This window comes from Pseudophaeobacter sp. A-200-2 (assembly GCF_041008815.1).
Taxonomy (GTDB): domain Bacteria; phylum Pseudomonadota; class Alphaproteobacteria; order Rhodobacterales; family Rhodobacteraceae; genus Phycobacter; species Phycobacter gallaeciensis_A.
Genome location: NZ_JAXGFU010000004.1, coordinates 126,690 through 153,384, shown reverse-complemented (window position 1 = coordinate 153,384; position 26,695 = coordinate 126,690). Strand labels below are relative to the sequence as shown.

At 62.9% G+C, this 26,695-nt stretch carries 27 protein-coding genes; 14 read left to right on the top strand and 13 right to left on the bottom strand.

Features of this window, described 5'->3' with window-relative positions; genetic code table 11:
- Positions 1-89: 89 nt before the first annotated feature.
- The 7 genes from SM766_RS07975 (at position 90) to SM766_RS07945 (ending at position 7,406) form a co-directional block, all read left to right on the top strand.
- Positions 90-635 (top strand): YeeE/YedE thiosulfate transporter family protein, encoded by a 546-nt coding sequence (locus tag SM766_RS07975; protein WP_368947450.1) that lies wholly within the window; start codon positions 90-92, stop codon positions 633-635.
- A gap of 3 nt (positions 636-638) precedes the next feature.
- A complete protein-coding gene (locus SM766_RS07970; RefSeq protein ID WP_274828719.1) occupies positions 639-1,229 on the top strand; it encodes a DUF6691 family protein in 591 nt (196 codons plus the stop codon).
- 146 nt (positions 1,230-1,375) lie between these two features.
- On the top strand, positions 1,376-2,359 hold the full coding sequence (locus SM766_RS07965) for an XdhC family protein (RefSeq protein WP_368947449.1): 984 nt from the start codon (positions 1,376-1,378) through the stop codon (positions 2,357-2,359).
- Complete coding sequence (locus tag SM766_RS07960) at positions 2,356-3,372, top strand: molybdopterin-binding protein (RefSeq protein ID WP_368947448.1); 1,017 nt, start codon at positions 2,356-2,358, stop codon at positions 3,370-3,372. Before SM766_RS07965 ends, SM766_RS07960 begins: the two co-directional genes overlap by 4 nt.
- A gap of 168 nt (positions 3,373-3,540) precedes the next feature.
- Positions 3,541-4,026 carry a (2Fe-2S)-binding protein gene (locus SM766_RS07955; RefSeq protein ID WP_368947447.1) on the top strand — a complete coding sequence of 162 codons (486 nt, stop codon included), beginning with the start codon at positions 3,541-3,543 and terminating at the stop codon, positions 4,024-4,026.
- Positions 4,027-4,139: 113 nt separating this feature from the next.
- Entirely contained in the window at positions 4,140-6,503 is a 2,364-nt protein-coding gene (locus SM766_RS07950; RefSeq protein ID WP_368947446.1) for a xanthine dehydrogenase family protein molybdopterin-binding subunit, read from the top strand.
- Positions 6,504-6,611: 108 nt separating this feature from the next.
- A complete protein-coding gene (locus SM766_RS07945) occupies positions 6,612-7,406 on the top strand; it encodes an FAD binding domain-containing protein (RefSeq protein ID WP_368947445.1) in 795 nt (264 codons plus the stop codon).
- 69 nt (positions 7,407-7,475) lie between these two features.
- Here SM766_RS07945 and SM766_RS07940 read toward each other — a convergent pair whose 3' ends face one another.
- Together SM766_RS07940 and infC are read right to left on the bottom strand one after the other, a co-directional pair.
- The gene (locus SM766_RS07940; RefSeq protein ID WP_368947444.1) at positions 7,476-8,075 is read right to left on the bottom strand and encodes an SAM-dependent methyltransferase; all 600 of its coding nucleotides are present in this window, start codon (positions 8,073-8,075) and stop codon (positions 7,476-7,478) included.
- A gap of 132 nt (positions 8,076-8,207) precedes the next feature.
- Entirely contained in the window at positions 8,208-8,669 is a 462-nt protein-coding gene (gene infC, locus SM766_RS07935) for a translation initiation factor IF-3 (RefSeq protein ID WP_237028470.1), read from the bottom strand.
- Positions 8,670-9,197: 528 nt separating this feature from the next.
- Here infC and SM766_RS07930 point away from each other — a divergent pair.
- A complete protein-coding gene (locus tag SM766_RS07930) occupies positions 9,198-9,875 on the top strand; it encodes a hypothetical protein (protein WP_368947443.1) in 678 nt (225 codons plus the stop codon).
- Between the two features lie 124 nt (positions 9,876-9,999).
- Here the strand turns inward: SM766_RS07930 and SM766_RS07925 are convergent, their stop codons facing one another.
- From SM766_RS07925 to cobA, 6 genes are all read right to left on the bottom strand, one after another.
- Positions 10,000-10,863, bottom strand: a complete 864-nt coding sequence (locus SM766_RS07925; RefSeq protein ID WP_368947442.1) for a ferredoxin--NADP reductase — start codon at positions 10,861-10,863, stop codon at positions 10,000-10,002.
- Between the two features lie 121 nt (positions 10,864-10,984).
- On the bottom strand, positions 10,985-11,386 hold the full coding sequence (locus tag SM766_RS07920; RefSeq protein WP_368947441.1) for a DUF934 domain-containing protein: 402 nt from the start codon (positions 11,384-11,386) through the stop codon (positions 10,985-10,987).
- Entirely contained in the window at positions 11,383-12,144 is a 762-nt protein-coding gene (locus tag SM766_RS07915) for a phosphoadenylyl-sulfate reductase (RefSeq protein ID WP_274828706.1), read from the bottom strand. Before SM766_RS07915 ends, SM766_RS07920 begins: the two co-directional genes overlap by 4 nt.
- A gap of 4 nt (positions 12,145-12,148) precedes the next feature.
- A complete protein-coding gene (locus SM766_RS07910) occupies positions 12,149-13,813 on the bottom strand; it encodes a nitrite/sulfite reductase (protein WP_368947440.1) in 1,665 nt (554 codons plus the stop codon).
- Positions 13,806-14,114 carry a DUF2849 domain-containing protein gene (locus SM766_RS07905; RefSeq protein ID WP_274831886.1) on the bottom strand — a complete coding sequence of 103 codons (309 nt, stop codon included), beginning with the start codon at positions 14,112-14,114 and terminating at the stop codon, positions 13,806-13,808. Before SM766_RS07905 ends, SM766_RS07910 begins: the two co-directional genes overlap by 8 nt.
- Positions 14,114-14,956 carry a uroporphyrinogen-III C-methyltransferase gene (gene cobA, locus SM766_RS07900; RefSeq protein ID WP_425537292.1) on the bottom strand — a complete coding sequence of 281 codons (843 nt, stop codon included), beginning with the start codon at positions 14,954-14,956 and terminating at the stop codon, positions 14,114-14,116. Before cobA ends, SM766_RS07905 begins: the two co-directional genes overlap by 1 nt.
- Before the next feature lie 146 nt (positions 14,957-15,102).
- Here cobA and SM766_RS07895 point away from each other — a divergent pair, with 146 nt between their 5' ends.
- Positions 15,103-15,576, top strand: coding sequence for an Lrp/AsnC family transcriptional regulator (locus tag SM766_RS07895; protein WP_065273197.1), 474 nt, complete (start codon positions 15,103-15,105; stop codon positions 15,574-15,576).
- A gap of 25 nt (positions 15,577-15,601) precedes the next feature.
- Here the strand turns inward: SM766_RS07895 and SM766_RS07890 are convergent, their stop codons facing one another.
- Positions 15,602-16,783, bottom strand: a complete 1,182-nt coding sequence (locus SM766_RS07890; protein WP_368947439.1) for a cytochrome P450 — start codon at positions 16,781-16,783, stop codon at positions 15,602-15,604.
- A gap of 73 nt (positions 16,784-16,856) precedes the next feature.
- Here SM766_RS07890 and SM766_RS07885 point away from each other — a divergent pair, with 73 nt between their 5' ends.
- The 5 genes from SM766_RS07885 to SM766_RS07865 all read left to right on the top strand — a co-directional run bounded on the left by SM766_RS07885 (position 16,857) and on the right by SM766_RS07865 (position 23,350).
- Complete coding sequence (locus SM766_RS07885; protein WP_274828699.1) at positions 16,857-18,623, top strand: ATP-binding protein; 1,767 nt, start codon at positions 16,857-16,859, stop codon at positions 18,621-18,623.
- Complete coding sequence (locus SM766_RS07880; RefSeq protein ID WP_368947438.1) at positions 18,620-19,861, top strand: sigma-54-dependent transcriptional regulator; 1,242 nt, start codon at positions 18,620-18,622, stop codon at positions 19,859-19,861. The genes SM766_RS07885 and SM766_RS07880 overlap by 4 nt, the downstream gene beginning before the upstream one ends.
- 265 nt (positions 19,862-20,126) lie before the next feature.
- Complete coding sequence (locus SM766_RS07875) at positions 20,127-21,128, top strand: DctP family TRAP transporter solute-binding subunit (protein WP_368947437.1); 1,002 nt, start codon at positions 20,127-20,129, stop codon at positions 21,126-21,128.
- Positions 21,129-21,239: 111 nt separating this feature from the next.
- Positions 21,240-21,932, top strand: a complete 693-nt coding sequence (locus SM766_RS07870) for a TRAP transporter small permease (RefSeq protein ID WP_368947436.1) — start codon at positions 21,240-21,242, stop codon at positions 21,930-21,932.
- Positions 21,932-23,350 carry a TRAP transporter large permease gene (locus SM766_RS07865; RefSeq protein WP_274833635.1) on the top strand — a complete coding sequence of 473 codons (1,419 nt, stop codon included), beginning with the start codon at positions 21,932-21,934 and terminating at the stop codon, positions 23,348-23,350. Before SM766_RS07870 ends, SM766_RS07865 begins: the two co-directional genes overlap by 1 nt.
- Before the next feature lie 163 nt (positions 23,351-23,513).
- Here the strand turns inward: SM766_RS07865 and tpiA are convergent, their stop codons facing one another.
- The 4 genes from tpiA to SM766_RS07845 form a co-directional block, all read right to left on the bottom strand.
- The gene (gene tpiA / locus SM766_RS07860) at positions 23,514-24,266 is read right to left on the bottom strand and encodes a triose-phosphate isomerase (protein WP_368947435.1); all 753 of its coding nucleotides are present in this window, start codon (positions 24,264-24,266) and stop codon (positions 23,514-23,516) included.
- Between the two features lie 147 nt (positions 24,267-24,413).
- Positions 24,414-24,773 carry a HesB/IscA family protein gene (locus tag SM766_RS07855; protein WP_065273204.1) on the bottom strand — a complete coding sequence of 120 codons (360 nt, stop codon included), beginning with the start codon at positions 24,771-24,773 and terminating at the stop codon, positions 24,414-24,416.
- Between the two features lie 112 nt (positions 24,774-24,885).
- Entirely contained in the window at positions 24,886-26,124 is a 1,239-nt protein-coding gene (locus SM766_RS07850; RefSeq protein WP_368947434.1) for a glycerophosphodiester phosphodiesterase family protein, read from the bottom strand.
- Positions 26,125-26,227: 103 nt separating this feature from the next.
- Positions 26,228-26,590: an SUF system Fe-S cluster assembly protein gene (locus SM766_RS07845; RefSeq protein WP_065273205.1), complete on the bottom strand. Its 363-nt coding sequence runs from the start codon at positions 26,588-26,590 to the stop codon at positions 26,228-26,230.
- Between the last annotated feature and the right edge of the window lie 105 nt (positions 26,591-26,695).

The window sequence follows — 26,695 nt, the reverse complement described above, 5'->3', positions numbered from 1 at the left end:
CGAATGTAATTGATCTGGGTCAAGCCTGATCTGCGCTCATCCTGCTACATTCCGTAAATGGAATGTAATTTGGGAGGCTGATGATGGCCATGAACTGGAAAACCGGAGGGCTCCTGCTGGGGTTCGTCTTCTTTCTGGCGGTGCTGCTGGTCAAACCGATTGGCGTGTCCACGCAATTCGTGATCCTGGACGGGATCATCGGCGATGCGGTGAACAGCGAATTGGTGACCAAGACCGAGGAAGGATATACCTCGACCAATGCCTATCTGGCGAAATCGAATGGCAAATACGCCAAATCGGTGATGAATCCGCTGAACTACAGCTTTGTCTTTGTGCTGGCGATGGCCGTTGGCGGCTTTCTGTCGGTGATGGCGCGCGGTGGCCTGCCCGAGCGGGAGCGGAGCATCCCCGAACTGTGGCGCGCCAATATGGGGGACGGGACCGCCCTGCGCTACGGCGCGACCTTTGTTGGCGGCTTCATCGTGCTGTACGGCGCGCGCCTTGCGGGCGGATGCACCTCGGGGCACATGATGTCGGGCATGATGCAGACCGCGCTGTCGGGCTATCTCTTTGCCGCCGGGGCCTTTGCTGCTGCGATCCCCGTATCCCTGATCCTGTTCAAGAAGGAGGCCTGAGCCATGATGTCTATCGTTCTCGCAATTGTTATCGGCCTGGCCTTCGGCGCGGTTCTGGACCGTATCGGCGCCAGCAACCCGAACATGATCGGCAAGATGCTGAACCTCACCAACCTCAACCTGGCCAAGACCATCCTTCTGGCCATCGGCACCGGTTCGGTGCTGATGTTCGCGGGGCAGATGCTGGGCTTTGTCGATGTGGGGCATATGTCCGTCAAAACCGCCTATGTGGGCGTCTTCATCGGGGGCCTGATGTTGGGTGCGGGCTGGGCGCTGGCGGGCTATTGCCCCGGCACCGGCGTTGTGGCGGCGGCTTCGGGGCGTAAGGATGCGCTGTTCTTCATCGCGGGCGGCCTTCTGGGTGCTGCGGCCTATATGGTCACCTACCCGATGTGGAAATCGAGCGGCCTTCTGGACAGCATCGCGGGCGGCAAGGTTACTGTTGGCACCGTGCCGGGGTCCAAGTTCGACGGGCTGACGGCGCTGCCGGGCGATATCCTTGGCATCGTTCTGGGCCTTGGCTTCATCGCGCTGGCCTTTGCCCTGCCCGAGCGGCTGACGCCCTCCAAATCGAACCTGCAACCGGCTGAATAGGCACCCTCCCGCGCCTGTAAAATGCCCGAACGCCCGCCGGTCCCGGCGGGCGCTTTGCGTTTTGCGCTGCGTTTTCGGCTTGAAACCTCTGGCCTTCGCGTCAACCTTGGGGGCAACAAGGGCGGAAGACACGCCGGGAGGATTGCATGTCAGAGGAAACCCAGCGTTTCGAGAACGCGCCAGAGGTGGCGCTGGAATGGCACAGGGATGGCACCGGGGCTGCATTGGCCACGGTGGTGCAGACCTGGGGATCGGCGCCGCGCCGGGCCGGATCGCAGCTGGTGGTGGGCGGCGATGGCCGCATCGAAGGCTCGGTCTCGGGCGGCTGCGTCGAAAGCGCGGTGGTCTTTGAGGCGCTGGAAGCCATCGAGGATGGCAAGCACCGCCTGTTGGAATTTGGGGTCAGCGACGATGATGCCTTTGCCGTGGGGCTGGCCTGCGGCGGCACCATCAAGGTTCTGGTTGAACCCGTGGGCGACGCCCTGCCGGTGGATCTGCTGGAGGAACTGGTCGCGGCCCGCAAGGATCGCATCGCGCTCGCCTATGAGGTGGATCTGGACAGCGGCGCGCGCCGTCTGGTGCGCGATGGCTATGCTGAGCGCCTGCGCATGGACCGCTCCGGGGTGGAGGAAGACGGCAAGACCTTCGTTGCCGTGCACAACCCGCCACTGCGGCTGATCGTGGTGGGGGCGGTGCATATCGCCCAGGCACTGGTGCCCATGGCGCGTATTGCGGGCTACGATCCGGTGATCATCGACCCGCGCGAGGCCTTTGCCGCCGCTGCGCGGTTCCCCGGTGAGCGGCTGATGGACGACTGGCCCGACGAGGCGGTGGAAAAGCTTGGCCTTGATGCCCGCACCGCGCTGGTGCTGCTGACCCATGATCCCAAACTCGACGATCCGGCGCTGGAGGCAGCGTTAGGTGCGGATTGTTTCTACATCGGTGCGCTGGGCTCGACCCGCACCCATGCCAAACGGGTGGACCGGATGGTGGCGGCTGGCTTCACCAAGGAGCAGATCGGGCGCATCCACGGGCCCATCGGTCTGGATATCGGCGCGGCGGGGCCGTCTGAAATCGCGGTGTCGATCCTGGCCGAGATGACAGCGGTTCTGCGCGGCAAAGCCTCATGAAGTTCGGCCCGGTTCCGCTGGATCAGGCCGAGGGGGCGATCCTGGCCCATTCCCTGCATCTGGAGACCCGCAAGATTGCCAAGGGCACGGCGCTGACCCCGGCGGATCTGAGTGATCTGGCCGCCTCCGGGTTTTCCGAAGTCACCGCCGCGCGGCTGGAAAGCGGGGATATGCACGAGGATGCGGCGGCGCAGGCGCTGGCCCACGCCATCGTTCCGGACCCGGGCGCCCAGGGCTTGCGCATTTCCGGCGCCGGGGCGGGGCGGGTGAACCTTTACGCCGAAACCTGCGGTGTGGTGGAGCTGGACCGGGCGCGGCTGGAGGCGGTGAATGCGGTGGATCCGATGATCACCATTGCGACCGTGCCCGCCTATCACCGGGTCGATGCAGGCGGCATGATCGCCACCATCAAGATCATCGCCTACGGGGTGCCAGAGGCGCACCTGAGACAAGTGGCAAGGAATGCAGGCGGGGCGTTGCGGGTGCGCGCCCCGGTCTACAAGACCGCAACCCTGATCGAAACGCGGGTTTCTGCGGATGTGCCATCGGACAAAGGGCGCGCGGCGATGGCTGGGCGGCTCGACCGGATGGGAATGGCGCTGACAGATCGCGTGGTTGTGCCCCACCGCGAGGCGGAGCTGTCCGCAGCCATCGCCGATGCGCCGGGAGAGGTCATCCTGATCCTTACCGGATCGGCGACCTCGGACCCGCTGGATGTTGCGCCTCAGGCGCTGCGGCTGTCGAGGGGCACGGTGACGCGCTTTGGCATGCCGGTGGATCCGGGCAACCTTCTGTTTCTCGGCGCGCTGGGCGAAAAGCCTGTGATCGGCCTGCCGGGCTGCGCCCGTTCGCCTGCGCTCAATGGCGCGGACTGGGTGTTGGAACGGGTGATCTGTGGCGTCGCGTTGCGCGGGGCGGATATCGCCGCCATGGGGGTTGGCGGGCTGCTGAAAGAGATTCCCACCCGGCCCATGCCGCGCCGCGCTGGACAGGATGACGCCGGGCGTGGCTGAACACTGCGCCAGAGAGCACAAAATGTCCGCATCTCCAACGTGTTACGCGCGGCTTCTTGCCGTTTGGCAAAAATGTTACGGCCAGAGGCATTTCTGGGGGTTCGCGCCAGCCGCATCCCGTGCTTAACTCCTATTCAGCCAAACAAAAGTAGCGAATGGGAGGAATTCATGGCGAAGGTCTCGATGACCGTGAACGGCAAGCCCGCCAGCGGTGATGTGGAGGGGCGCACGCTCCTGGCGTCATTTCTGCGCGATGAGCTGGGGCTCACGGGGACACATGTAGGCTGCGATACCAGCCAGTGCGGCGCCTGCGTGGTGCATGTGAACGGCAAGGCGGTCAAATCCTGCACCATGCTGGCGGCCGAAGCAGACGGCGCAGAGGTTGCCACCATCGAAGGGCAGGCGGCTCCGGATGGTACGCTGAATAAGATCCAGCAGGCGTTTCAGGATCACCACGGGCTTCAGTGCGGTTTCTGCACGCCGGGCATGGTGATGTCGGCGGCGGCGCTGCTGAAGGAAAACCCCAAGCCGACCGAAGCCGAGGTGCGCGCCTATCTCGAAGGCAATATCTGCCGCTGCACCGGCTATCATAACATCGTCAAGGCGATCCTTGCCGCGTCCGGTCAGGACGTGACGGCCATTGCTGCCGAATAAGGCCATAAGCCCGCCGCGGGCAGCGCAGGGAGGCGCGGCCCGGGACAAAAGACAATTTTGCATGACCAAGAGGTGTGCCCCGGCGCGCACCATCCAGGGAGGAGATTTGGACAATGCCAAAGGATAGTGGCATCGGCGCCAGCCCGAAGCGGCGCGAAGACGTAAGGTTCCTGACCGGAACCGGCAATTACACCGACGACATCAACCTCAACAATCAGGCCTATGTGCATTTCCTGCGCTCGGATGTGGCCCACGGCAAGATCAACGGCATCGACACCACGGCTGCGGCCGCGATGCCCGGCGTCATCCGCATCTTCACTGGCGCTGATTTCGAAGGTGTGGGATCGATTCCCTGTGGCTGGCAGGTGACCGACCGCCATGGAGAACCGATGCAGGAACCTGCGCACCCGGTTCTGGCTCAGGGCAAGGTCCGCTATGTGGGCGATGCCATCGCCGCCGTGGTCGCAGAAAGCCGCGAGGAAGCTCGCGACGCCGCCGAAGCGATTGAGCTCGATATCGAAGAACTGCCCGCCGTCATCGACATGAAGGAGGCCGTCAAGGAAGGCGCCCCCAAGGTGCATGACGATCTCACCTCGAACCTCTGCTATGACTGGGGCTTCGTGGAAGAGAACAAACCAGCGGTGGACGAGGCCTTTGCCAATGCGGCCCATGTGACCACGCTGGAGCTGGTCAACAACCGTCTCATCGCGAACCCGATGGAGCCGCGCGTGGCGGTGGGCGATTTCAACCGGGCCACCGGGGAATCGACGCTTTATACCACCTCGCAGAACCCGCATGTGATCCGCCTTTTGATGGGCGCTTTCGTGCTGGGTATCCCCGAGCATAAGCTGCGCGTCATCGCGCCGGATGTGGGCGGCGGTTTCGGCACCAAGATCTTCCATTATGCCGAGGAAGCCTTCTGTACCTTCGCGGCCAAGGCGCTGAACCGGGCGGTCAAATGGACCTCTACCCGGTCCGAGGCCTTCATGTCGGATGCCCATGGACGCGATCACGTGACCAAGATCGAACTGGCGCTGGATGCGGAGAACAACTTTACCGCGCTGCGCACCGACACCTACGCCAATATGGGCGCATACCTGTCGACCTTTGCGCCTTCGGTGCCGACCTGGCTGCATGGCACGCTGATGGCGGGTAACTACAAGACGCCGCTGATCTATGTGAACGTGAAGGCCGTCTTCACCAACACGGTGCCGGTCGATGCCTATCGCGGCGCGGGCCGCCCTGAGGCGACATTCCAGCTGGAGCGCGTCATCGACAAGGCCGCGCGCGAGCTGGGCGTCGATCCCATCGCGCTGCGGCGTCAGAACTTTATCACCGAATTCCCTTATGCCACCCCGGTGGCGGTGGAATATGACACCGGCGATTACAACGCGACCATGGACAAGCTGATGGAGGTTGCTGATTTCGCAGGCTTCAAGGCGCGCCGCGCCAAGAGCGAGGAAAACGGCAAGCTGCGCGGTCTGGGCGTCAACTGCTATATCGAGGCCTGCGGCATCGCGCCGTCGAACCTTGTCGGGCAGCTGGGCGCGCGGGCGGGTCTTTATGAATCCGCCACGGTGCGAGTGAATGCGACCGGGGGGCTGGTGGTTATGACCGGCAGCCACAGCCACGGGCAGGGGCATGAAACCTCCTTCCCGCAGGTGATCGCGGATATGATCGGCATCGACGAAAGCATGGTCGAGATCGTGCATGGCGACACCGCCAACACGCCGATGGGCATGGGCACCTATGGCTCGCGCTCGCTTGCCGTTGGTGGCTCTGCCATGGTGCGGGCGACGGAAAAGATCATCGCCAAGGCGAAGAAGATCGCCGCGCATATTCTGGAAGCCTCCGATGCGGATATCGAGCTGAAGGACGGCCAGTTCTCGGTTGCGGGCACGGATAAATCCCTGGCCTGGGGAGATGTCACGCTGGCGGCCTATGTGCCGCACAACTACCCGCTTGAGGATATGGAGCCGGGGCTGGAAGAGACCGCCTTCTACGATCCGGCGAACTTCACCTATCCTTCGGGCGCCTATGCCTGCGAGGTGGAGGTCGATCCCGAGACGGGCAAGGTCACCATCGAACGTTTCGCGGCGGCGGATGACTTTGGCAATATCGTCAACCCGATGATCGTCGATGGTCAGGTGCATGGCGGTATCGGTCAGGGCATCGGTCAGGCGCTGCTCGAAGGCTGCGTCTATGACGAGAACGGTCAGCTTCTGTCGGCCTCTTACATGGATTACGCCATGCCGCGCGCCGATGATCTGCCCTTCTATCAGGTGGACCATTCCTGCCAGACGCCCTGTACCCATAACCCCCTTGGGGTGAAGGGCTGCGGTGAGGCCGGTGCCATCGGATCGCCGCCGGCGGTTGTGAATGCGGTGGTGGACGCGCTGCAGGCTGCGGGTAAAGATGTGACGCATATCGACATGCCACTCAGCCCCGGCCGCGTCTGGGCTGCGATGAACAGTTAACACCGGGGCAGGGGCCGGGCAGATGTGCCGGGTCCCTGCACCCATGGGAGATTTGAACAAAAGAACAAGGGGGGAGATCCCCCGGCATTCTTTGGGAAGGAAAGCGGAATGTATAATTTCGAGTTTGAAAAACCTGCCTCCATTGCCGACGCGGTTGCCGCGCTGGCAGAGGAAGACGCGCAGGCGCTGGGCGGTGGCCAGACCCTGCTGCCGACCATGAAACAAAGGCTGGCGATGCCGTCGAAACTGGTCTCGCTTGCTGGGATTGGTGAAATGCAGGGCGTCTGCCGCGAAGATGATGGCAGCCTGGCAATCGGCGGCGCCACCACCCATGCCACCGTTGCCTCCGAGGCCGCAGCGCATTATCCCGCGCTGGCCGAGCTGGCCAGCCATATTGGCGATCCCGCCGTGCGCAACCGGGGCACCATCGGCGGCTCGCTTGCCAATAACGATCCGGCGGCCTGCTATCCGGCGGCGGTTCTGGGCAGCGGCGCAACCGTGATCACCAATGCCCGCGAAATCGCGGCGGATGATTATTTCGATGGTCTTTTCACCACCGCGTTGGAAGAGGGTGAGATCATCACCGGCGTGCGGTTCCCGGTGCCGGAGGCCGCGAACTATCAGAAGTTCGTGCAGCCTGCCTCGCGCTTTGCCCTGGTGGGGGTTTTTGTCGCCAAATACGCGGACGGGGTGCGGGTTGCCGTCACTGGCGCGTCGGAAGAGGGTGTGTTCCGCTGGAGCGAAGCTGAGCAGGCACTGGGCAAGGAATTCCGCCCCGACGCTCTGACGGATCTGCGCATCAACCCGGCCAACATGATGGGCGATATCCACGGCACCAAGGAATACCGTGCCCATCTTGTCGGTGTCCTGACCAAACGCGCCGTGGCCGCCGCCACAGGCTGAGCCACTGGGACAGAACAGCAATGGGGCCTCGCAGCACTGCGGGGCCCTTTTTCATGCGGGTACCTGTGGTCAGGCGGGTTTGCGCGCCACGAAATCGATGAGGGCGGACATGCCGCTGTGGCCGCGTCCCTCCTGCACCTCCCGCTCATAGGCGCGGTTCTCCAGGATGTCCCAGCCTACGAAATCAGCGGCCAGCTGAGCCTCGGTGTACATGTTCTCGGCAAAGGGCGGCCCGCCGGTGCCGAATTCCAGCTGTTTCGGCGTATAGCCATGCAGCAGCAGCACACCGCCGGGTTTCAGGCTGCGTTTCATGCCTTCGAATTGCACCTTGCGATCCTTGGGGCCGACGAACTGGATGAAAATGCCGACCACCAAATCATAGGCATCCTCAGGCCAGTCATGGGTGAGGATATCAACGTTTTGGAAATCCACCGTGACGCCACGCTCTGCCGCCAGATCACGGGCGCGGGCAATGGCGGTGGGGGCGAACTCATAGGCGGTCGTCTCAAGCCCCCGCTGCGCCATGTAGACGGAATTGCGCCCCTCGCCATCGGCCACCGACAGGGCCGTCTGGCCCGGCGTCAGATAGGCGGCATGTTCGGTCAGGAACCGGGCTGGTTCGGTCCCGAACACATAGTCATCGGAGTTTGCAAATCGTTCTTCCCACATGTCGGCTCGTCCTGATCGCATGGCTGTTTATCAGGGGCGACAATGACAACGCCCCCGGCGCAGTCAAGCACCGGGGGCGGAATAGAAAGGCGGAATTCAGCCAGTCAGAGGCCGGTCCGTTAGCGGCGCAGGCTATTTCTGCGGCAGCGGGCCGATCATCATGATCATCTGACGGCCTTCCATCTTCGGCATGTTTTCGATCTTGCCGATATCTTTGACGTCTTCGGCCACACGCTCCAGCAGCTCACGGCCGAGGTTCTGGTGCGCCATCTCGCGGCCGCGGAAACGCAGGGTGATCTTCACCTTGTCACCGTTTTCAAGGAATTTGAAAACGTTGCGCATTTTCACGCTGTAGTCATTGGTGTCCGTGTTCGGGCGGAACTTGACCTCTTTGACCTCGATGATCTTCTGCTTTTTACGGGCTTCGCTTTCGCGTTTCTGTTGCTCGTATTTGAACTTGCCGAAGTCCATGATCTTGCAGACCGGCGGATTGGCGTTCGGCGAGATCTCCACAAGGTCCAGACCCGCTTCCGCTGCCATCTCCATCGCCTTGGCCGGATGGACAACGCCAACGTTCTCCCCTTCGGCGCCAATCAGGCGGATTTCGGGGGCGCGGATTTTTTCGTTCGTGCGCGGGCCGGTATCACGAGGCGGCGGCGCGTTATGAGGTCTGCGGGCTATGGGTTCAATCCTTTGATGGTTGCCGATTTTCGAGCATGAAATCTAAACCGGGGCGCGGCGTCTTTCAAGCGGGAACCGATGCGGGCCTCCGTGAAAAGAGGCGATTGTCACCGCAGAACCGGCGCAGCGTTCCCGCAGCCGGGCCTGCGGGCAGGCAGGCACCGGTGCCCGGTGGGCTGGACGGCAGTTGGTCAGGTGCGATTGGCATTCGATTCGGAGGGCAGGTGTCAGGGGGAAAGCGTTCCGGTTTCCGGCGCAGGCAAAGCCCCGCCAATCGTCCGGGATCCGGTCGGCGGCGGCTGGCCGATGACGCGTCCGGCGGTTTTTGCCCCTTGTGGCGGGCGCTGCGGGAGGCCAGCTAGCCGGTATCGAATGTCGCAAGAACACGCGCCGGTCTGCCTGTCGCCAGACAGGTTCCGGCCAGAACAAAGGAGAGACATCATGAAACCGGTTATTGTTGCCGTAGCAGCCGGGGTGGTGGCGATTGGCGCTTACTATGCCTTTTCCGTCCAGACCGAAGACAGTGTGATCAGTAACGCGCCGGCCAACACGGATGCCCCCGCAGCCGTGACAGAGCCTGCACCTGAGGCAGAACCAGAACCAGCACCGGTGGTCGAGGAAAGCACCGAGGCAGAGGCTCCCAAGTCAGTGGCAGAGCAGGCCGAAGAGGCTGCTGAAGCGGTTGAGAGTGCCGTAGAGGAGACCGTCGAAGAGGCCGCAGCCGATGCCGAGGCCGCCGTGGAGGGCGCTGCAGATGCGGCAGAGACCGCAGCAGATGCGGCAGAGACCGCTGCAGCTGCTGCAGTGGAGGCGGCAGAGGATGTTGTCGAACAGGCGGATGAGGCTGTCCGCGACGCGGTTGAGAGCGCAACCCAGGCTGCGACAGACGCGGCGGGCAGTGCCACGGACCCCGAGGGGGAGCAGGCCGCAGATCAGGCCATGTCGGAGGCGCTGACGCTGGAAGGCTTCGATTATGAAACCGTGACCACGATGATCGCGGATTCGGACCTCTCCGAGACGCAGAAATCGGTTCTGACCGGGGCGGTTGACGCGGCCAAGGACAGCCCGGTGATGCTGAAGGCGGCGCTGGATCAGGTGAAGGCCGCGCTGAACCTGTAATTCCTACGCTGGATTGCAGCGGCGGGATAACCCACTGGTACAAAAGAAAAGCCGCGCCGCCCGTATCAGGGTGGCGCGGCCTTTTTGTATCTGGCCATTGGCGGCTTGCGTCAGGCGTGCTGGCTTAGTCGAGGAAAGCCTTTTCCACCACATATTGCGCGGGCTTGGAATTGGCGCCTTCTTCAAGGCCCGCCGCTTCCAGCATGTCCTTCAGTTCCAGGTTGAAGGCCAGGTTGCCGCAGATCATCGCCCGGTCGCTCTCGGGGTTGAGCGGCTCAACGCCCAGATCCTTGTAGGCCTCGCCCGAGTTGATCAGGTCGGTGATCCGGCCCATCTTGGCACTCTCTTCGCGGGTGGTGGTGGGGTAGTATTTGATCTTCTTCCAGAAGCCCTCACCGATCACCTCATTGAGCAGCTCGTCGTCCTTCAGGCTTTCGATCAGTTCCCGGCCATAGGTCAGCTCGCCTGCGGTGCGGCAGGTGTGGGTGATGATGACCTCGTCGTAATCCTCGTAGGTCTGCGGCTCGCGCAGCAGCGAGGCGAAGGGCGCAAAGCCGGTGCCGGTGGCGAAGAACCAGATGCGTTTGCCGGGCAGCAGGGCGTCATGCACCAGGGTGCCGACGGGCTTGGGCCGCAGGATGATCTGATCGCCTTTTTTGATGTGCTGTAGTTTCGAGGTCAGCGGACCGTCCTGCACCTTGATCGAGTAGAACTCCAGCTCTTCGTCCCATGAGGGCGAGGCGATGGAATAGGCACGCAGCAGTGGCTTTTGCTTGCCGGTCTTGGGATCGGGGTCGCCCATCAGGCCGATCATCACGAACTCGCCCGAGCGGAAGCGCAGCGACGCAGGCCGCGATACCCGGAAGGAGAACAGGCGGTCTGTCCAGTGCTTGACCGCGGTCACGGTCTGGGCGTCCGGCAGGGTCGGGGTCGCCTTGGCGGGCTTGGCTTCGGAGGCAGTGTCGGTCACGGCGGTCATCTCGTTCATCGGTTTCACTGCCGGTCTGGTAGACCGGCACCTCTGATTAATCGTTGATTCAGGTCAGGAAAAGCTTTGTTTTTCCCGAATTACGGTTTGTGGGGGTGTCTGACGCGAGATCAGGCCCGTCTCAGCGGGCGGCCCGGCCGCGTCCCAGACGTGCCTGATAGTCGTGCGCCTGCCAGTTTGCCCGGGCCAACCACTGGTCCTCGGGCTGACGGGCGGCCAGATCATCATCGATCTCGACCTCGTCAAAGCCGCTGCGCCGCGCCATGGCGTATTGATCCGCCAGCACGTGACCATAGGCCCGGAGCCGCCCGATATAACCCATCTGCCGCAATTGCCGCGCCAGGGTGAACCCGCGCCCGTCGGCAAAGCTGGGGAAATGAATACGGATCATCTCGCAGCCGGGGATGCGGTTCGACAGGGGGGACAGATCCGCATCGGGCTGCAGGTCCAGCGCGTCTTCACCTTCGTAGTCGGCCTGCCAGCTGTCGGGGCCAAATCCGGTGTCGGTCACAATTACAGTCATTTGGGGTCAGCTCCTTTGCGGGTGAGTTTGCCATCCACGATGTGGATGCCGCATTCTTCCTTGTTCTGATCGCGCCAGCGTCCGGCGCGGGGGTCTTCGCCTTCAGCCACCTTCGAGGTGCAGGGGGCGCAACCGATCGACGGGTAGCCCTGCGCCACCAGCGGATGGCGCGGCAGGCGGTTTTCTTCCATATAGGCGCGCACGTCCTCGGGCGCCCAATGGGCCAGCGGGTTCACCTTGATGCGTCCGGTGCCGTCCTCGACCTCGAAAAAGTCGAGCGCGGCGCGGCTGCCGGACTGGAACCGTTTGCGTCCGGTGATCCAGCCGTCATAGCCCGACAGTGCGTTTTGCAGCGGCACGGTCTTGCGCAGGTGGCAGCAGGCGTCGGTGTCCGAGAACCGCAAGGCGCCATAGGGGTCCTTTTCGGCGATATCCTCGGCGCGGATGACCTGCACGTTGCGCAGGCCAAGGCGCTCGCTCACCTCCTGCTGATAGACCAGCGTTTCGGTGAACAGCAGCTCGGTATCCACGAACAGCACCGGCACGGCGGGATCGATCACCGCCGCCATATGCAGCAGCACAACCGATTCCGCGCCAAAGCTGGAAACCAGGGCGATCTGCCCGGCATCCTGCAGGGCGCCCTGCATCACGGCGGTGGCTGAATGATGCCGGTAGCGGGCATTCAGCATCTCCACCTTTTCCGCCAGGGCGGTGTCCGGTGCAGCCCCATTGGGGCTGCTCTCTGCGAGCTTCAGCATCGCTCTAGGCCACCTTTTTGCGGGCTTCGGGATAAAGCACGGCTTTGAACGGTTCCATTCCGACGCGGCGGTAGGTATCGATGAAGGTCTCGCCTTCATCGGTCCGCAGTTCCAGATAGGCGCCGATCAGACGCTCGACCGCCGGAACGATCTCGTCATAGGCGAAACCGGGGCCGGTGCGTGTGCCGATGGCCGCCGTTTCAGTGGCATCACCGCCAAGGGTGATCTGGTAGTTCTCTACCCCGGCGCGATCCAGACCCAGAATGCCGATATGGCCGACGTGGTGGTGGCCGCAGGCATTGATGCAGCCCGAGATCTTGATCTGCAGGTGGCCCACGTCGTGCTCCAGCTTCAGCTCTTCGAACCGGGTTGCGATATCCTGCGCAACCGGGATCGAGCGGGCGGTGGCCAGGGCGCAATAGTCCATGCCGGGGCAGGCGATGATATCCGAGATCAGGCCAATGTTGGCGGTCGCAAGGCTGACCTCTTTCAGGCGGGCATGGATCGCGGGCAGATCCGATTTCAGGACATGCGGCAGGATCACGTTCTGCTGGTGGCTGATGCGCAGCTCGTCATAGCCCAATTCCTGCGCCAGATCCGCCATCACGCGCATCTGCTCGGCAGTGGCATCGCCGGGGGTGGCGCCATGCGCCTTGACCGAGATGGTGACGATGGCGTGGTCTTCGTTGCGGTGCGCCGACAGGTTGGTGTCGGCCCAGGCGCGGAACACCGGATCGTTGTCATAGGCTGCATCATAGGCCGTGGTGTCGCCGCTGCGCAGGGCGGGGGGCGTGAAATGCGCCTTGATTTCTTCCAGCAGCTCCTGATCGGCGCCGTTGAACTGGGCGCGGCGTTCGATAAAACGCTCTTCAACCAGGTCGCGGATCTTGTCGATGCCGTTTTCCTGCACGGTGATCTTGATCCGGGCCTTGTACTTGTTGTCGCGCCGACCCAGCAGGTTGTAGACGCTAAGCACCGCCTCAAGATAGGGCAGCAGGTCCGCCTTGGGCAGGAACTCCCGTAGCACCTTGCCGATCATTGGCGTACGGCCAAGGCCACCACCCACGATTACCTCGAACCCGGTCTCGCCTTCGCGGGAGACCATGCGCAGCCCGATGTCATGAGCACGGGTCACGGCGCGGTCCTCTTCGGCGCCAGTCACCGCGATCTTGAACTTGCGGCCCAGGAACTGGAATTCCGGGTGGTCGGTGGACCATTGCCGGATCAGCTCGGCATAGGGGCGCGGATCTTCCAGCTCACCCTTGGCGGCGGCGGCAAAGTGATCCGAGGTCACGTTGCGTACGGTGTTGCCCGAGGTCTGGATCGCGTGCAGGCCCACTTCGGCCAGCGCGTCCAGCATGTCCGGCACGTCCTTCAGGGTCGGCCAGTTGTACTGGATGTTCTGACGGGTGGTGAAATGGCCATAGCCCTTGTCCCACTTTTCGGCCAATAGCGCGAGCTGGCGCATCTGGGCGCTGCTGAGCGTGCCATAGGGGATTGCAACCCGCAGCATATAGGCGTGCAGCTGCAGATACAGCCCGTTCATCAGGCGCAGGGGTTTGAACTCGTCCTCGGTCAGGCTGCCGTCGATGCGGCGCTCTACCTGGGCACGGAACTGGGCGTTGCGTTCAGCCAAAAAAGCGGCGTCAAAGTCGTTATACTTATACATTGGAGAGAGCCTCCTGTTTGCCATGGGCGTAGTTCGAGGGACCGGTGCGGCGGAATTCTTCGCGGAAGTGGACAGGTTCGGGGCCATCCGCGCCAGGTTTGGCGTCGGTCAGGTAGATGCCGACAACGTTGAGAGCATCGCGTTCGGCGGCCAGCAGGCGCAGCTGCGCCTCGGCTTCGTCGGTAATCAGCTCGGCCTCGCTCAGCGAGCGGCTCCAGCTGTCCTTGGCGGTGTAATAGATCACGTCGCCCTCAAGGAGGTCATTCGCGGTGATCACTTTGGGCGTAAAGGGACGGGGCATCAGGCGAGCTCCATATTCAGATCGGAGGTAAGGTCAGAGGCGAGGTCGGGCAGGGCGGCGAGGCTTTGACGCGGCGCCAGCCCGAGGAAGGTAAGGGCCGGGCCGGACAGACCTGCCGCAGCCAGATCGGCGGGCAGCCGGTCCAGCGTTGTTTCCAGAACGCGCTGGTTGGCGCGCGAGGCATGTTCGACGATGGTCACCGGCGTAGCCCGGTCCGCGCCGTGCATGATCAAACGGCCCTGCACGAAACGCGCGGATTTCTTGCCCATGTAGATCGCGGCCACCTCACCGGGGCGCGCCAGGGCGGTCCAGTCGTGATCGGCAAAACCGCGCATGTCGTGCCCGGTGAGGAACCGGACCGAGGAATTGCGCCCGCGTTGCGTCAGGCTCTGACCGATGGCGGCGACCGCAGCAGAGGCGGCGGTGATGCCGGGCAGGATCTGGTAGCCGATCCCGGCAGCGTCGCAGGCGGACAGCTCTTCGTCGAGGCGGCCAAAGACGGTGGGATCGCCGGATTTGAGCCGCAGCACCTTGCGGCCGGCACGGGCATGGGCCACCAGACGGTCGCAGATCTCCTCTTGCGACATGGAGGGGCCAAAGCCTTCCTTGCCGACATCCTCCAGCGCGATGCCCGGGGCGGCTAGGGCCATGATCTCGGGGCTGACCAGGCGGTCGAACAGGATCACATCCGCGGCCTGCATCGCTTTCAGCACCTTCAGAGTCAGCAGATCGGGATCGCCCGGGCCAGAGCCGGCAAAGGCAACCTGTCCCGGCGCGGGGCAGCACATGCCGTCTGCGCGTTCAGGGCTGGCAGAGGGAATGATCGGGGCAAAACTGGACATGTGGCGCCTCATTTCTGGTGTTTGACTTGACCCCCAATATAGGAAATATTCCCATTTAAGCGCCATACGTCCGCCCAAATAAGGACATGTGTTCCACGTGGTTCGGGGCTTGGTGACCAAGGTTTCGATGCAGAGGGAAAATTAGAATGACAGTGCGGATTGATGCCACGGATCGGAAAATCCTGGCGGAGCTGCAACGCGACGCCAGCCAGTCGCTGGATGAAATCGCCAAGCAGGTGGGCAGCTCAAAGACCCCGGTCTGGAATCGCATCCGCAAACTGCGCGAGGCCGGGGTGATTGGCCGCCAGACCGTGATCCTGGACGCCGAGGCGCTGGGGTTCGAGGCTTGTTTCTTTGTGCTCATCCGAACCTCGGAGCACGAGGCGGAATGGCAGGCGTCCTTCCTGCAGGCGCTGCGCGACCGCCCCGAGGTGCAGGAGGCGCACCGGCTGGCAGGCGATATCGATTACATCCTGAAGGTGCGGGTGAAGAACGCGCGGGCCTATGACAAATTCTATCAGGCGCTGATTTCAGAGGTGCGGGTGCACAATGTGACCGCGCTCTTGTCGATGGAGGAAATCAAATCGACCACGCTGCTGCCGCTGGAGCCAGCGGAGTAGGGGAAGTGGAGGGTGGCGCCGACCATCAGCGGCTCACCATCAGCCGGTTGAGGCCATGAAAGTGGTAGCTGTCTGAATACTCGGGTTTTTCTGCCAGACGCAGATCGGGGCAGCGCTGGAACAGGATGGGCAGCGCGATGCGCATTTCCAGCCGTGCCAGCGGCGCGCCGACGCAGAAATGCAGTCCGCCCCCAAAGGACGTGTTGGTCTTGGCCGGGCGGCTGGGGTTAAAGACCTCTGGATCATCAAGCACTGCCGGGTCGCGGTTGGCCGCACCCAGAAGCAGCGCCACCTGATCGCCGCGCTGGAAGGTATGGTCGAAGACCTCGGCCTCTTCATAGGCATAGCGGGTGAACATATGCAGTGGCGGATCATAGCGCAGGATTTCCTCGACCAGTTGGTCGATCCCGTCCTCGGTCAGCCAGGCCGGATCCCAGCCCTGTTCCAGCATCGTCTTCACCCCGTTGCCAAGGGCGTGCACTGTTGCTTCGTGCCCCGCGTTCAGCAGCAGTATGCAGGTGCCGATCAGCTCATCCGTGGTCAGGCTGTCCCCGGCCTCCTCGGCGGCAATCAGGCGGGTGATCAGATCATCCTGCGGATCGCTGCGACGTTGATCGATATAGCTGCGCAGATAATCGGAAAAGGCGGCAGATGCCTCGGCGGCGGAATGCTCGGTCTCTTCCGTGCGCCCGGCCTGATACATGGCCACCATCCGGTGCGACCAATCCAGAAGCTGCGGCGCCATCTCCTCGGGTACGCCGAGCAGGCGGCAGATGGTCACGATCGGAACCTGCGTGCAATAGGCCTGCAACAGATCAAAGGGCTGGTCCGGAAAGGCATCGATCAGATCATGGCACAGCTGGGCGATATCCGCCTCAAGCGCGGTAATCGCGCGCGAGGTAAAGGCCCGCATCACCAGCTTGCGCAGGCGGGTGTGGCGTGGCGGTTCGGCGTCCAGCAGCGAATGAGCCTCGACAGCCAGAAACGGTGCCAGATGGGCCGGGCCGGGCGTGGCCATTTCGGCGGGGATTTCCCGCCCGAAGCGGCGGTCCCGCAGCAGCATGTGAACGGCCGATTTGCGAAAGGCTGCCACCATGTCGTAGTCCTGCCAATAGTGTAGGGCGCCCGCGTCGCGGGCTTTGGCGTAGAACGGATAGGGATCTTGCACAAAGGCCGGATCGGTCGGGGACTGATGCAGTGTTTTCATGCGGCGACTTTTGCCATGGCGGCTGGTCAATGCAAGGTGAGTTTCATAGTCTGGCCTGCATGAGGCAGTATCAATGATCAAACAAACCATGTGGCAGCGCTGGGGCCTATTGCTGGGATTTGCATGTGCAGTCGCAGGGCTGGCGGCTGCGGTCTGGATCTATGGGTACCGGCAGGCGCTGGACTCGCTGGCAGAGCGCAGCGCGGCGGATCTGGCATTGGCGTCGGATCGGGTCAGCACGCAGTTGCAGATCTATCAGGAACTGGCTGTTCTGACGGCGGATCATCCGGTGCTGGACGGGCTGGATACGGCGGCGGGGCAGCAAGAGGCAGCACGGCGTCTGCGCGAGGTGGCGGACAAGACGGCGGCGCTCGACGTGTTCTATGCAGACCGTTCGGGGCGGGTTCTGGCCTTTGCCGAAGGGGTCGCCGGAGGCTCGGTGGCCGATCAACCCTATTTCAAACGTGCCATGCAGGGCGCGCTTGGCACCGGTCAGGCGGTGCTGCTGCCCGAGGGGCGGCGGGCCTATTTCTATGCCGCGCCCAGCTTTGCGCCCGGCGGCGGCGTGCTGGGGGCGCTGGTGGTCGTGGCCGATGTAGAGGATGTGGAGCAGACCTGGCGCGGCTCCTTGCCTGCGGTCTTCTTCACCAACCGCAACGAAGAGGTGTTTATTTCCAACCGGCCGGAATTGCTGTTCTGGCGACGGGCTGAACGGCTGCCTGGCAGCGCGGCCGAGGGAGGCGATCCGGTTTCCTTCGCGGTGGAAAACCATGGCGGGCACGAGGTCTGGCAGATGTCCGGCAGCTCCTACCTGCCGCAGCAGGCGCTGCACCTGACGGTGGACCTGCCGGTCATCGGTATGCGTGGAGAGATCCTGGTGGATGTCGCCCCGGCGCGGCGTATCGCTGCCTTGCAGGCGGCCGCTCTGACGGCGGTGTGTCTTGCATTCGGCACGCTCCTGTTCCTCGCGACCGAGCGGCGCCGAACCCTGGCCCGGGCCAATGTCATTCTGGAAACCCGGGTAGAGGCCCGCACCCAGGCCCTGCAGGTGATCAACACTCAGCTGCGCCGCGAGGTCCATGAGCGACAAGAGGCCGAAGCGGCGCTGAAACAGGCGCAGGAAGATCTGGTCCAGGCCGGGAAACTCTCGGCGCTGGGGCAGATGTCTGCGGGCATCAGTCACGAGCTGAACCAACCGCTGATGGCCATTCAGCAATATGCCGAAAACGGCGCCGCCTTTCTGGAACGGGAAAAGCCCGAGCGCGCGGCGGAAAACCTGACCCGGATTTCCAGCATGGCCGAACGCATGGCGCGGATCATCAAGAACCTGCGGGCCTTTGCTCGCAACGAAAGCGAACCGATGGCGCGGGTTGATCTGGTGCAGGTGATCAATGCGGCGGTGGAACTGACCACGGCGCGGCTGGAAACGGACCATGTGGCGCTCCATTGGGCAGCGCCATCCGGTCCGGTCTACGCCTGGGGTGGCGAGGTGCGGCTGACCCAGGTTTTTGTAAACCTGATCAATAACGCCGCCGACGCCATGATGGAGCAGGACCAGCGGGCGATCCGCATCGCGCTGGAATGGCCGTCACAGCAAACTGGCGCGCGGCTGCGCGTTCATGTCCGTGACATCGGCCCGGGCATCAAGGAACCGGAAAAGATGTTCGAACCTTTCTATTCGACCAAGGCCGTGGGCAGCGCCGAGGGGCTTGGCCTTGGGCTGTCGATCTCTTACGGGTTGGTGCAAAGTTTCGGCGGCCACATCCGCGGCTGCAACAGCAGCGATGGTGCGGTCTTTACCGTCGAACTTGACCCCTGGAGCGAGGAAGAAGCTGCATGACCCGGCGGGTACTGCTCGTGGATGATGACGCGGCGGTGCGCGAGGCGCTGTCGCAGACGCTTGAGCTGAACGACCTGGAGGCGGTGACAGCTGGCTCTTTCGTGGCGGCCAAGGATCTGATCTCTCCCGAATTTGATGGCGTGATCCTGTCGGACATTCGCATGCCGGGGCGGGACGGGTTTCATCTTTTGACCTATGCGCATGAGATCGACGCCGAACTGCCGGTTATCCTGCTGACCGGCGAAGGCGACATTCCGATGGCGGTGCGGGCGATGTCGGAGGGCGCCTTTGATTTTCTGGAAAAACCCTGCGCTCCGGGGGATCTTCTTTCGGTGCTGGAGCGGGCGCGCAAGACCCGGGCACTGGTGCTGGAAAACAGACGCCTGAAGCGCCAGCTGGAGGCGGGCGATCCGGCGGCGCGGATGCTTTTCGGCACCTCCCCGCAGGCAGAGCAGCTCAGGACGCGGGTGCGCGCAGTGGCGCCCACCGGAGCCGAGGTTCTGGTGACAGGTCCGGCGGGCAGTGGCGTTTCCAAGGTCGCTGAAGTCATCCACCTGATGTCACCGCGGGCGCAGGGCGCCTTTGTGAAGCGACCCGCCGCCGGGATGTCCATCGAAGCCTTTGATGCGCTGTGCCAGGATGCAGCGGGCGGGTCGTTGTTTCTGGATGAAATCCCGGCCATGGCCGACGCGGTGCAATACGCGGTTCTGGAACGGCTGGAGCAGGGCGTCGCCGCCCGGGTGATCGCAGGAACCACCAGCGATCTGGCGCAGCTGGCCACCAGCGGCGCCTTCAATGCTGACCTGTTTTATCGCCTGGATGGCATGCGGGTGCGCATTCCATCGCTGGCTGAACGGCCCGAAGACATCCCGGTTCTGTTCCGTCACTACGTGGCCCAGGCGGCCGAGCAGGCGGGCATCGCGGCGCCCGAGATCAGCCAGGAGCATCTGGCGATGCTGATGGCGCAGGACTGGCCTGGCAATGCCCGCTCGCTGATGTCGGCGGCCATGCGGTTCGTGCTTGGCATGCCCGAGGAAGTCTCGGTCGGCTCTGGTCTGGGGCTGGCGGAACAGATGGCGCAGGTTGAGCGGTCCTTGCTGATCGCGGCCCTGGGGCGCCAGAACGGGCGCGCTTCGGCGGCGGCGGCGGCGCTGAAGCTGCCGCGCAAGACCTTTTACGACAAACTGGCCCGATATGGCATCCGCCCCGAGGACTATCGCCGCGCCTCAGATGCGTGATTCCAGCGGTTGAAAAGATGGCGTTACGGCTGTGCGGAAATCCGCACACCTCGCGCTGATCCCTGTGCGGGTTTTCGCACAGCCTATAATTTAGGCGCCTGCGCCCGGGAACTGGGCGCCATGCATCTGTCTGAAAAGTTTATAAAAAAATCAAAATCAGCCGAATCACGACTCAATTCTTGAGCGGGGCAGTGCGATTCGCGATCCTCTCCGCGGGGCTTGTGCATTGCGCACAGGCTATGGAGAGAAATCTGGGAGGACTATTATGAAGTTCCTGACTGCTACCGCCGCCGCTCTGGCGATGACCGTATCCGCTGGTGCCGTTCAGGCGGCCTGTGACGAAGGCGAGATCGTCGTCAAGTTCAGCCACGTCACCAACACCGACAAGCACCCCAAGGGGATTGCCGCGACGCTGCTGGAAAAGCGTATCAACGAAGAGATGAACGGCACCATGTGCCTTGAAGTCTATCCGAACTCGACCCTCTACAATGACAACAAGGTGCTTGAAGCGATGCTGCAGGGCGACGTGCAGCTGGCCGCGCCGTCGCTGTCCAAGTTCGAGAAATTCACCAAACAGTTCCGCCTGTTCGACCTGCCGTTCATGTTCAAGAACATCGATGCGGTTGACGCCTTCCAGGCGTCCGACAACGGTCAGGCGATGCTGGATTCGATGCAGCGCCGCGGCCTGCAGGGCCTGGCTTACTGGCACAATGGCATGAAGCAGATGTCGGCCAACAAACCGCTGGTCGAGCCGACCGACGCCAATGGCCTGAAGTTCCGCGTGCAGTCCTCGGACGTGCTGGTGGCGCAGATGGAAGCGATCGGTGGCAGCCCGCAGAAAATGGCCTTTTCCGAAGTCTACGGCGCTCTTCAGCAGGGTGTTGTCGATGGTCAGGAAAACACCTGGTCCAACATCTACGGCAAGAAGTTCTTCGAAGTGCAGGACGGGATCACCGAAACCAACCACGGCATCATCGACTATCTGGTGGTGACCTCGGTGGACTGGCTGGACAGCCTGGAGCCGGAAGTACGCGACCAGTTCCTGACCATCCTGTCGGAAGTGACCGAAGCGCGGAACTCTGAATCCGCCAAGGTCAACGCAGCAGCCAAGCAGGCGATCATTGATGCCGGTGGCACCGTGCGTCAGCTCTCGGCCGAGCAGCGCCAGTCCTGGGTCGACACCATGAAACCCGTCTGGGCGCAGTTCGCCGGTGACGTGGGTCAGGACAAGATCGACGCCGCACAGGCGATCAACGCAGGCTTCTGATAGCCGCACCCCGGGGCGCGCCATCCAAGGATGAGTGCTGCGCCCCGTTTTGCAGGCGGCGTGGGGATCCGCCGCCTGCACCATTTTATCAACATAGCAGGGGAGACTGGCATGTCGGGGGCAAGAACCGGCCCGGCCGGGGTCATCAATACGCTGGAAGAAACGCTGATCGCGCTGCTGTTGGGGCTGATGACAGTGATCACCTTTGCCAATGTGGTGGCGCGTTTCGTGTTCAACTCCAATATCCTCTGGGCGCTGGAGCTGACGGTGTTCCTTTTTGCCTGGCTGGTGCTGCTGGGGGCGTCTTACGCGGTCAAGACGCATGCGCACCTGGGGGTGGATGCCATCGTCAACACGCTTGCGCCGCCTGCACGCCGCGTTGTGGGGCTGATCGCGGTTGGCGCCTGCCTGCTGTTTTCGCTGTTGTTGCTGAAAGGTGCCTATGATTACTGGGCGGTGTTTGCGGATCTGCCGCCGACCTCGGGGCGCTGGTTCCCGACCGGGCTGGATATGAAGGCCCGCAGCCAAAGCTTTTACGAGGTGCAGGACGTGCCGATGGTGGGGATCATCCGGTTTCTGGAGGATCTGATCAACTACGGCGATTCCTACGAAAAACTGCCCAAGGTGGTGCCGTATCTGATCCTGCCGCTGTCGATGCTGCTGCTGGTGATCCGGTTTGTACAGGCTGCCCTGCGCATCTGGCGCGGTGAGGCCGACCGGCTGGTGGCCAGCCACGAGGTTGAGGACGAACTGGACGAGGCCCGCGCCCGCGCCACCGGAGAAAAGACGGGGGGAGAAAACTGATGGACGTCGTTCTGCTTTTTGCCATGGTGGTTGGCCTGATGCTGATCGGCGTGCCGATCTCCGTCTCGCTGGGCCTCAGCTCCACCCTGTTTCTGCTGGTCTATTCGGACAGTTCGCTGGCCTCGGTCGCCGGCACATTGTTCGAAGCCTTCGAAGGCCATTTCACCCTCTTGGCCATTCCGTTCTTCATTCTCGCCTCGACCTTCATGTCGACCGGCGGTGTGGCGCAGCGGATCATCCGGTTCTCGATTGCCTGCGTCGGCCATTTTCAGGGCGGTCTGGCCATCGCTGGCGTCTTTGCCTGCATGATGTTCGCGGCGCTGTCCGGGTCCTCTCCGGCGACCGTGGTTGCCATCGGCTCCATCGTGATCGCAGCAATGCGCCAGGCGGGCTATTCCAAGGAATTCGCGGCCGGTGTGATCTGTAACGCCGGCACGCTTGGCATCCTGATCCCGCCCTCCATCGTGATGGTCGTCTATGCGGCATCGGTCGACGTTTCGGTCGGACGGATGTTCCTTGCCGGTATCATTCCGGGCCTTCTGGCCGGGGTGATGCTGATGGTGACGATCTACGTCATCGCCCGGATCAAGAACATGCCCAAGGGCGACTGGGCGGGCTGGGCCGAAGTCGGCGCCTCCTTCCGCGAGGCGTTCTGGGGCCTGTTCCTGATTGTGATCATCATGGTCGGTATCTATGGCTACCCGTGGTATTCGCCTGAACTGGGGCTTTACAAGGAAGGCGCGATCTTCACGCCGACCGAAGCCGCCGCCGTGGCATCCGTCTATGCTTTCCTGGTGGCAACCTTTGTTTACCGCGACATGGGACCGCTGGCGGGAACCGAGGTGCGCCCGCGCCGCACCGTCCTGCAGGCGCCGCTTGCGCTGCTATCGGTCTGGTTCCACAAGGACACCAAACGGGCGCTGTTCGATGCGGGCAAGCTAACCGTGACGCTGATGTTCGTGATCGCCAACGCGCTGATCTTGAAACACGTACTAACCGACGAGCAGGTGCCGCAGCATATCGCCAATGCCATGCTGTCGGCGGGCTTTGGCCCGGTGATGTTCCTGATCGTGGTGAACGTGATCCTGCTGATCGGCGGTCAGTTCATGGAGCCGTCGGGCCTGTTGGTGATCGTTGCGCCGCTGGTGTTCCCGATCGCAATCGAACTGGGCATCGACCCGATCCATCTGGGCATCATCATGGTGGTCAACATGGAGATCGGCATGATTACCCCGCCGGTTGGCCTGAACCTCTTTGTCACTTCCGGGGTTGCGGGCATGCCGATGATGGCGGTGGTCCGGGCGGCCCTGCCGTTCCTGGCGGTGCTCTTCGTCTTCCTGATCATGGTAACCTACATCCCATGGCTCAGCACGATGATCCCGAATGCGCTGATGGGGCCGGAGATCATAACGAACTAGAGATTCACGAGTACCGAGTTGTGTAAGAGTTGGTACGAGTGAGGGCGCCCCGGGAGATCGGGGCGCCATTTTCGTCTGCGAGTCGAGAAGCAAAGGCCGTAAAAAAGCCCAGCTCTGCGTCAGAGCCGGGCTTGTCATTCACTTGTGAGGCCGCGCCTCTTGGTCAGGCGTTCTCCAAAGCCGAGATGATCGGAGAGAAATCCGCGGCGGTCAGGCTGGCGCCGCCAACAAGGGCGCCGTCCACGTTCGACACGGCGAAGATCTCGGCTGCATTGCCGGGTTTCACCGAGCCACCGTAAAGCAGGCGAATGCCTTCAGCGGTCTCGGCGCCAAAGCGATTGGTCAGCTCGGCGCGCAGGAAATCGTGCACCTCGCCGATCTGCTCCAGCGTTGGAACCTTGCCGGTGCCGATGGCCCAGACCGGTTCATAAGCGACGACCAGCGTGGCGCCGCTGGCGCCCTCCGGCACCGAACCGGCCAGCTGTGTGCCGACGACCGAAAGGGTCTTGCCTGCTTCGCGCTCTTCCAGGGTCTCGCCAAGGCAGACCACGGCCAGCAAACCGGCAGCAATGGCGGCTTCGGCCTTGGCAAGGACAATGGCGTCGGTTTCACCGTAATCGGCGCGGCGTTCAGAGTGTCCTAGGATCACCGCGCTTGCGCCTGCATCCAGCAGCATCGCCGCGCTCAGATCGCCGGTATGCGCCCCCGAGGCCGCGGCGTGGCAGTCCTGACCGCCGATTTGTACCGGTCCGCCGCGGGTCGCGTCCGCTGCGCGCGACAGCAGCGTTGCGGGCGGGCAGATCAGGATGTCGGTGCCATCCGGCGCCGGATGGCCTTCAGCCAGCGCAGCAAGCTCGACCAGTTCTGCCCCGGTGCCGTTCATTTTCCAGTTTCCCGCCGCCAGTTTCCGCCGCATGTGTCGCTTCCCTTGTTGTTCTGTGGCGTGGTGGTAGCACCCCGCGTCAGAGGGAGCAATTGTGCAAGACGCCGCTGGCAGGGGCGGGCAAAACACAAAAGGGCGACCGAAGCCGCCCCATGCAATGAATACCGTAGCTGCAGGCGATCAAGCGCCGGGCATATCCTTGAAACTGATCGACTCGCCGCAGCCGCAGGCCTCGGCGACATTGGGATTGTTGAACTTGAACCCGCTTTCCAGCAGCGTGGTTTCATAGTCGATCTCGGTGCCGAACAGGAACATCTGTGCCATCGGCGCGATCATCACCCGGGCGCCGTCCTGTTCCACGACCTCGTCATTGGGATCGGCGTCATCGACGTATTCCATGGTGTATTCCATGCCGGCGCAGCCGCCTTTTTTCACGCCAATGCGCAGGCCCGCGTGGCCCGCATTCTGCATCAGCTTTGAAATCTGCGCCGCAGCCTTCGGGGTGATGGTTACAGCCTGTTTGCCGGGGATACCGAACATGAAAGTCTCCAGTTTCGCGCGTTACCCTCAATCTAGGGTCCTGCGGCGGCAGGCTCAAGGGGGCGGCGGCAGATGCGATGCACAGGTGCCTGTGCGGTGGCGGTTTTTTTGTCTACAGGTCCATGCAGTTGGCGTAATAGGTCACCGTTGCAGGCCAGTCGGAAAAGACACCGGAGACGCCCACATCCTGCGCCAGAACGTCCAGCACCTGATAATAGGCCGAGGCATCCGAGATCGCCGGTTTCACTGACCGGTAATACCAACCGCCGCCATTTGTCAGCGGCCCAGAGCGCTCCATCGACCAGGCGATGATCTTGAGCCCCGCCTCGCGCGCCTTGATGGCATAGGGGGAGGGCACGATCTTCCCGTCCTCCAGCGCCAGCAGCATCCAGATCGGCGGTGCGATATAGTTGACCCCCATATCCGCCAGCTCCTGCATGCTCGGCTTGAAACTCGCGGGGTTGGAGGGATCCACCTTGCCTTCATCGGCGTCGGATTTGGAATAACGGTCATCGAGGTACACCGCCTGCGCGCCGAACTCCGGCTCGTTCTCGATCCAATATAGGACATCGCTGAGATCGAAACTTTGCAGCCAGACGTCCGATGCTGGCACGCTCGCGGATTTGTATTCCTCCACCAGCTTCTGCGCGTAGTCTTCCTGCGTGAACCCGTTGAAGGGCATCTTCACCGCGGGGGCCTTCAGCTCGGGCGTGAACTTGGCGCCAAGGCTGCGGAACAGCGTGATGGATTCCGCATGGGTCATGCTGCGGGCGCCGTCCACATAGAGCGTGCTGCGCCAGGGCGCGACGCCGCCCTGATAGGCCTCAGCAGTCGTGGCCGTCTTGTCGCGGCTGTCCATCTTGGGAGTCAGGCTGCGGAACTCTTCCAGCGTGATCTCCGAGGTGCGGCACTCGGCCTTGGCGTCCGCGCCGCCACCTGCGGGGGTGAAGGGGGTGACGCAGGTGTCGGCCAGATCGCTGGTCAGGATATCGGTGGTGGTGTGAAGATCGTTCTGGGCATGACGGCAGACCAGTTCCAGATCCTTGGTAAAGGTCACGTCGCACTCAAGGATCCCGGCGCCCATCTGCGCGGCGGCCATGTTGCTTTCGATGGTGTGTTCGGGAAAGAGCAGCGGTGCGCCGCGATGACCGATGGAGAATTCCGTGCGCTGCGGCACCTGCGCGGCGCAGGACTGCAGCCGGTCCTTCAGCGCGCCCGCGGGCAGTTTGTCGACCAGATAGGCCGGGCGAGGGCCATAGGTCAGGGCGGTTTCGGCGATAGCAGAAGTGGCGGCAAGCGACAGGAGTAGGCCGGGCAGGGTAAGGGCCGACAGGGAAAAGGATAGGCGCAAAGGGATTCTCCGGAAAAATCAGGTTTGAAACAAAAATCGCGGCGCCGGGTAACACCCGCGCCGCGATCCCATGAAACTATTGTGATGATGCACGGGGCAGGGGTTACATGAACCCAAGTTCCAGACGCGCCTCGTCCGACATCATCTCCATGCCCCAGGGCGGCTCCCAGGTCAGTTCGACATCGACGGATTTAACGCCGGGTACGGGCGAGATCGCATCGACGATCCAGCCCGGCATCTCACCAGCGACGGGGCAGCCCGGTGCGGTCAGGGTCATGATGATCTTCACGTCGTTTTCTTCGTTGATGTCGATGGTGTAGATCAGGCCCAGCTCGTAGATATTGACCGGGATTTCAGGGTCATAGACGCTACGGCATGCGTCTGCCACCGCATCGTAAAGCGGGTGGGAAACAGAAGACGGCGCGATCAGCGGCGCCCCTTCAAGAGGTTCGGAAGCGTTGGTCATATCGGTCCCTGACTGGTTATCCGACCGTTTATATAGGGAACAGGGCAAGCGGCGTCCAGTCTTGGACCGCAGGGAACTTGCGCGCTGGTGCAGATGATAGAGGCG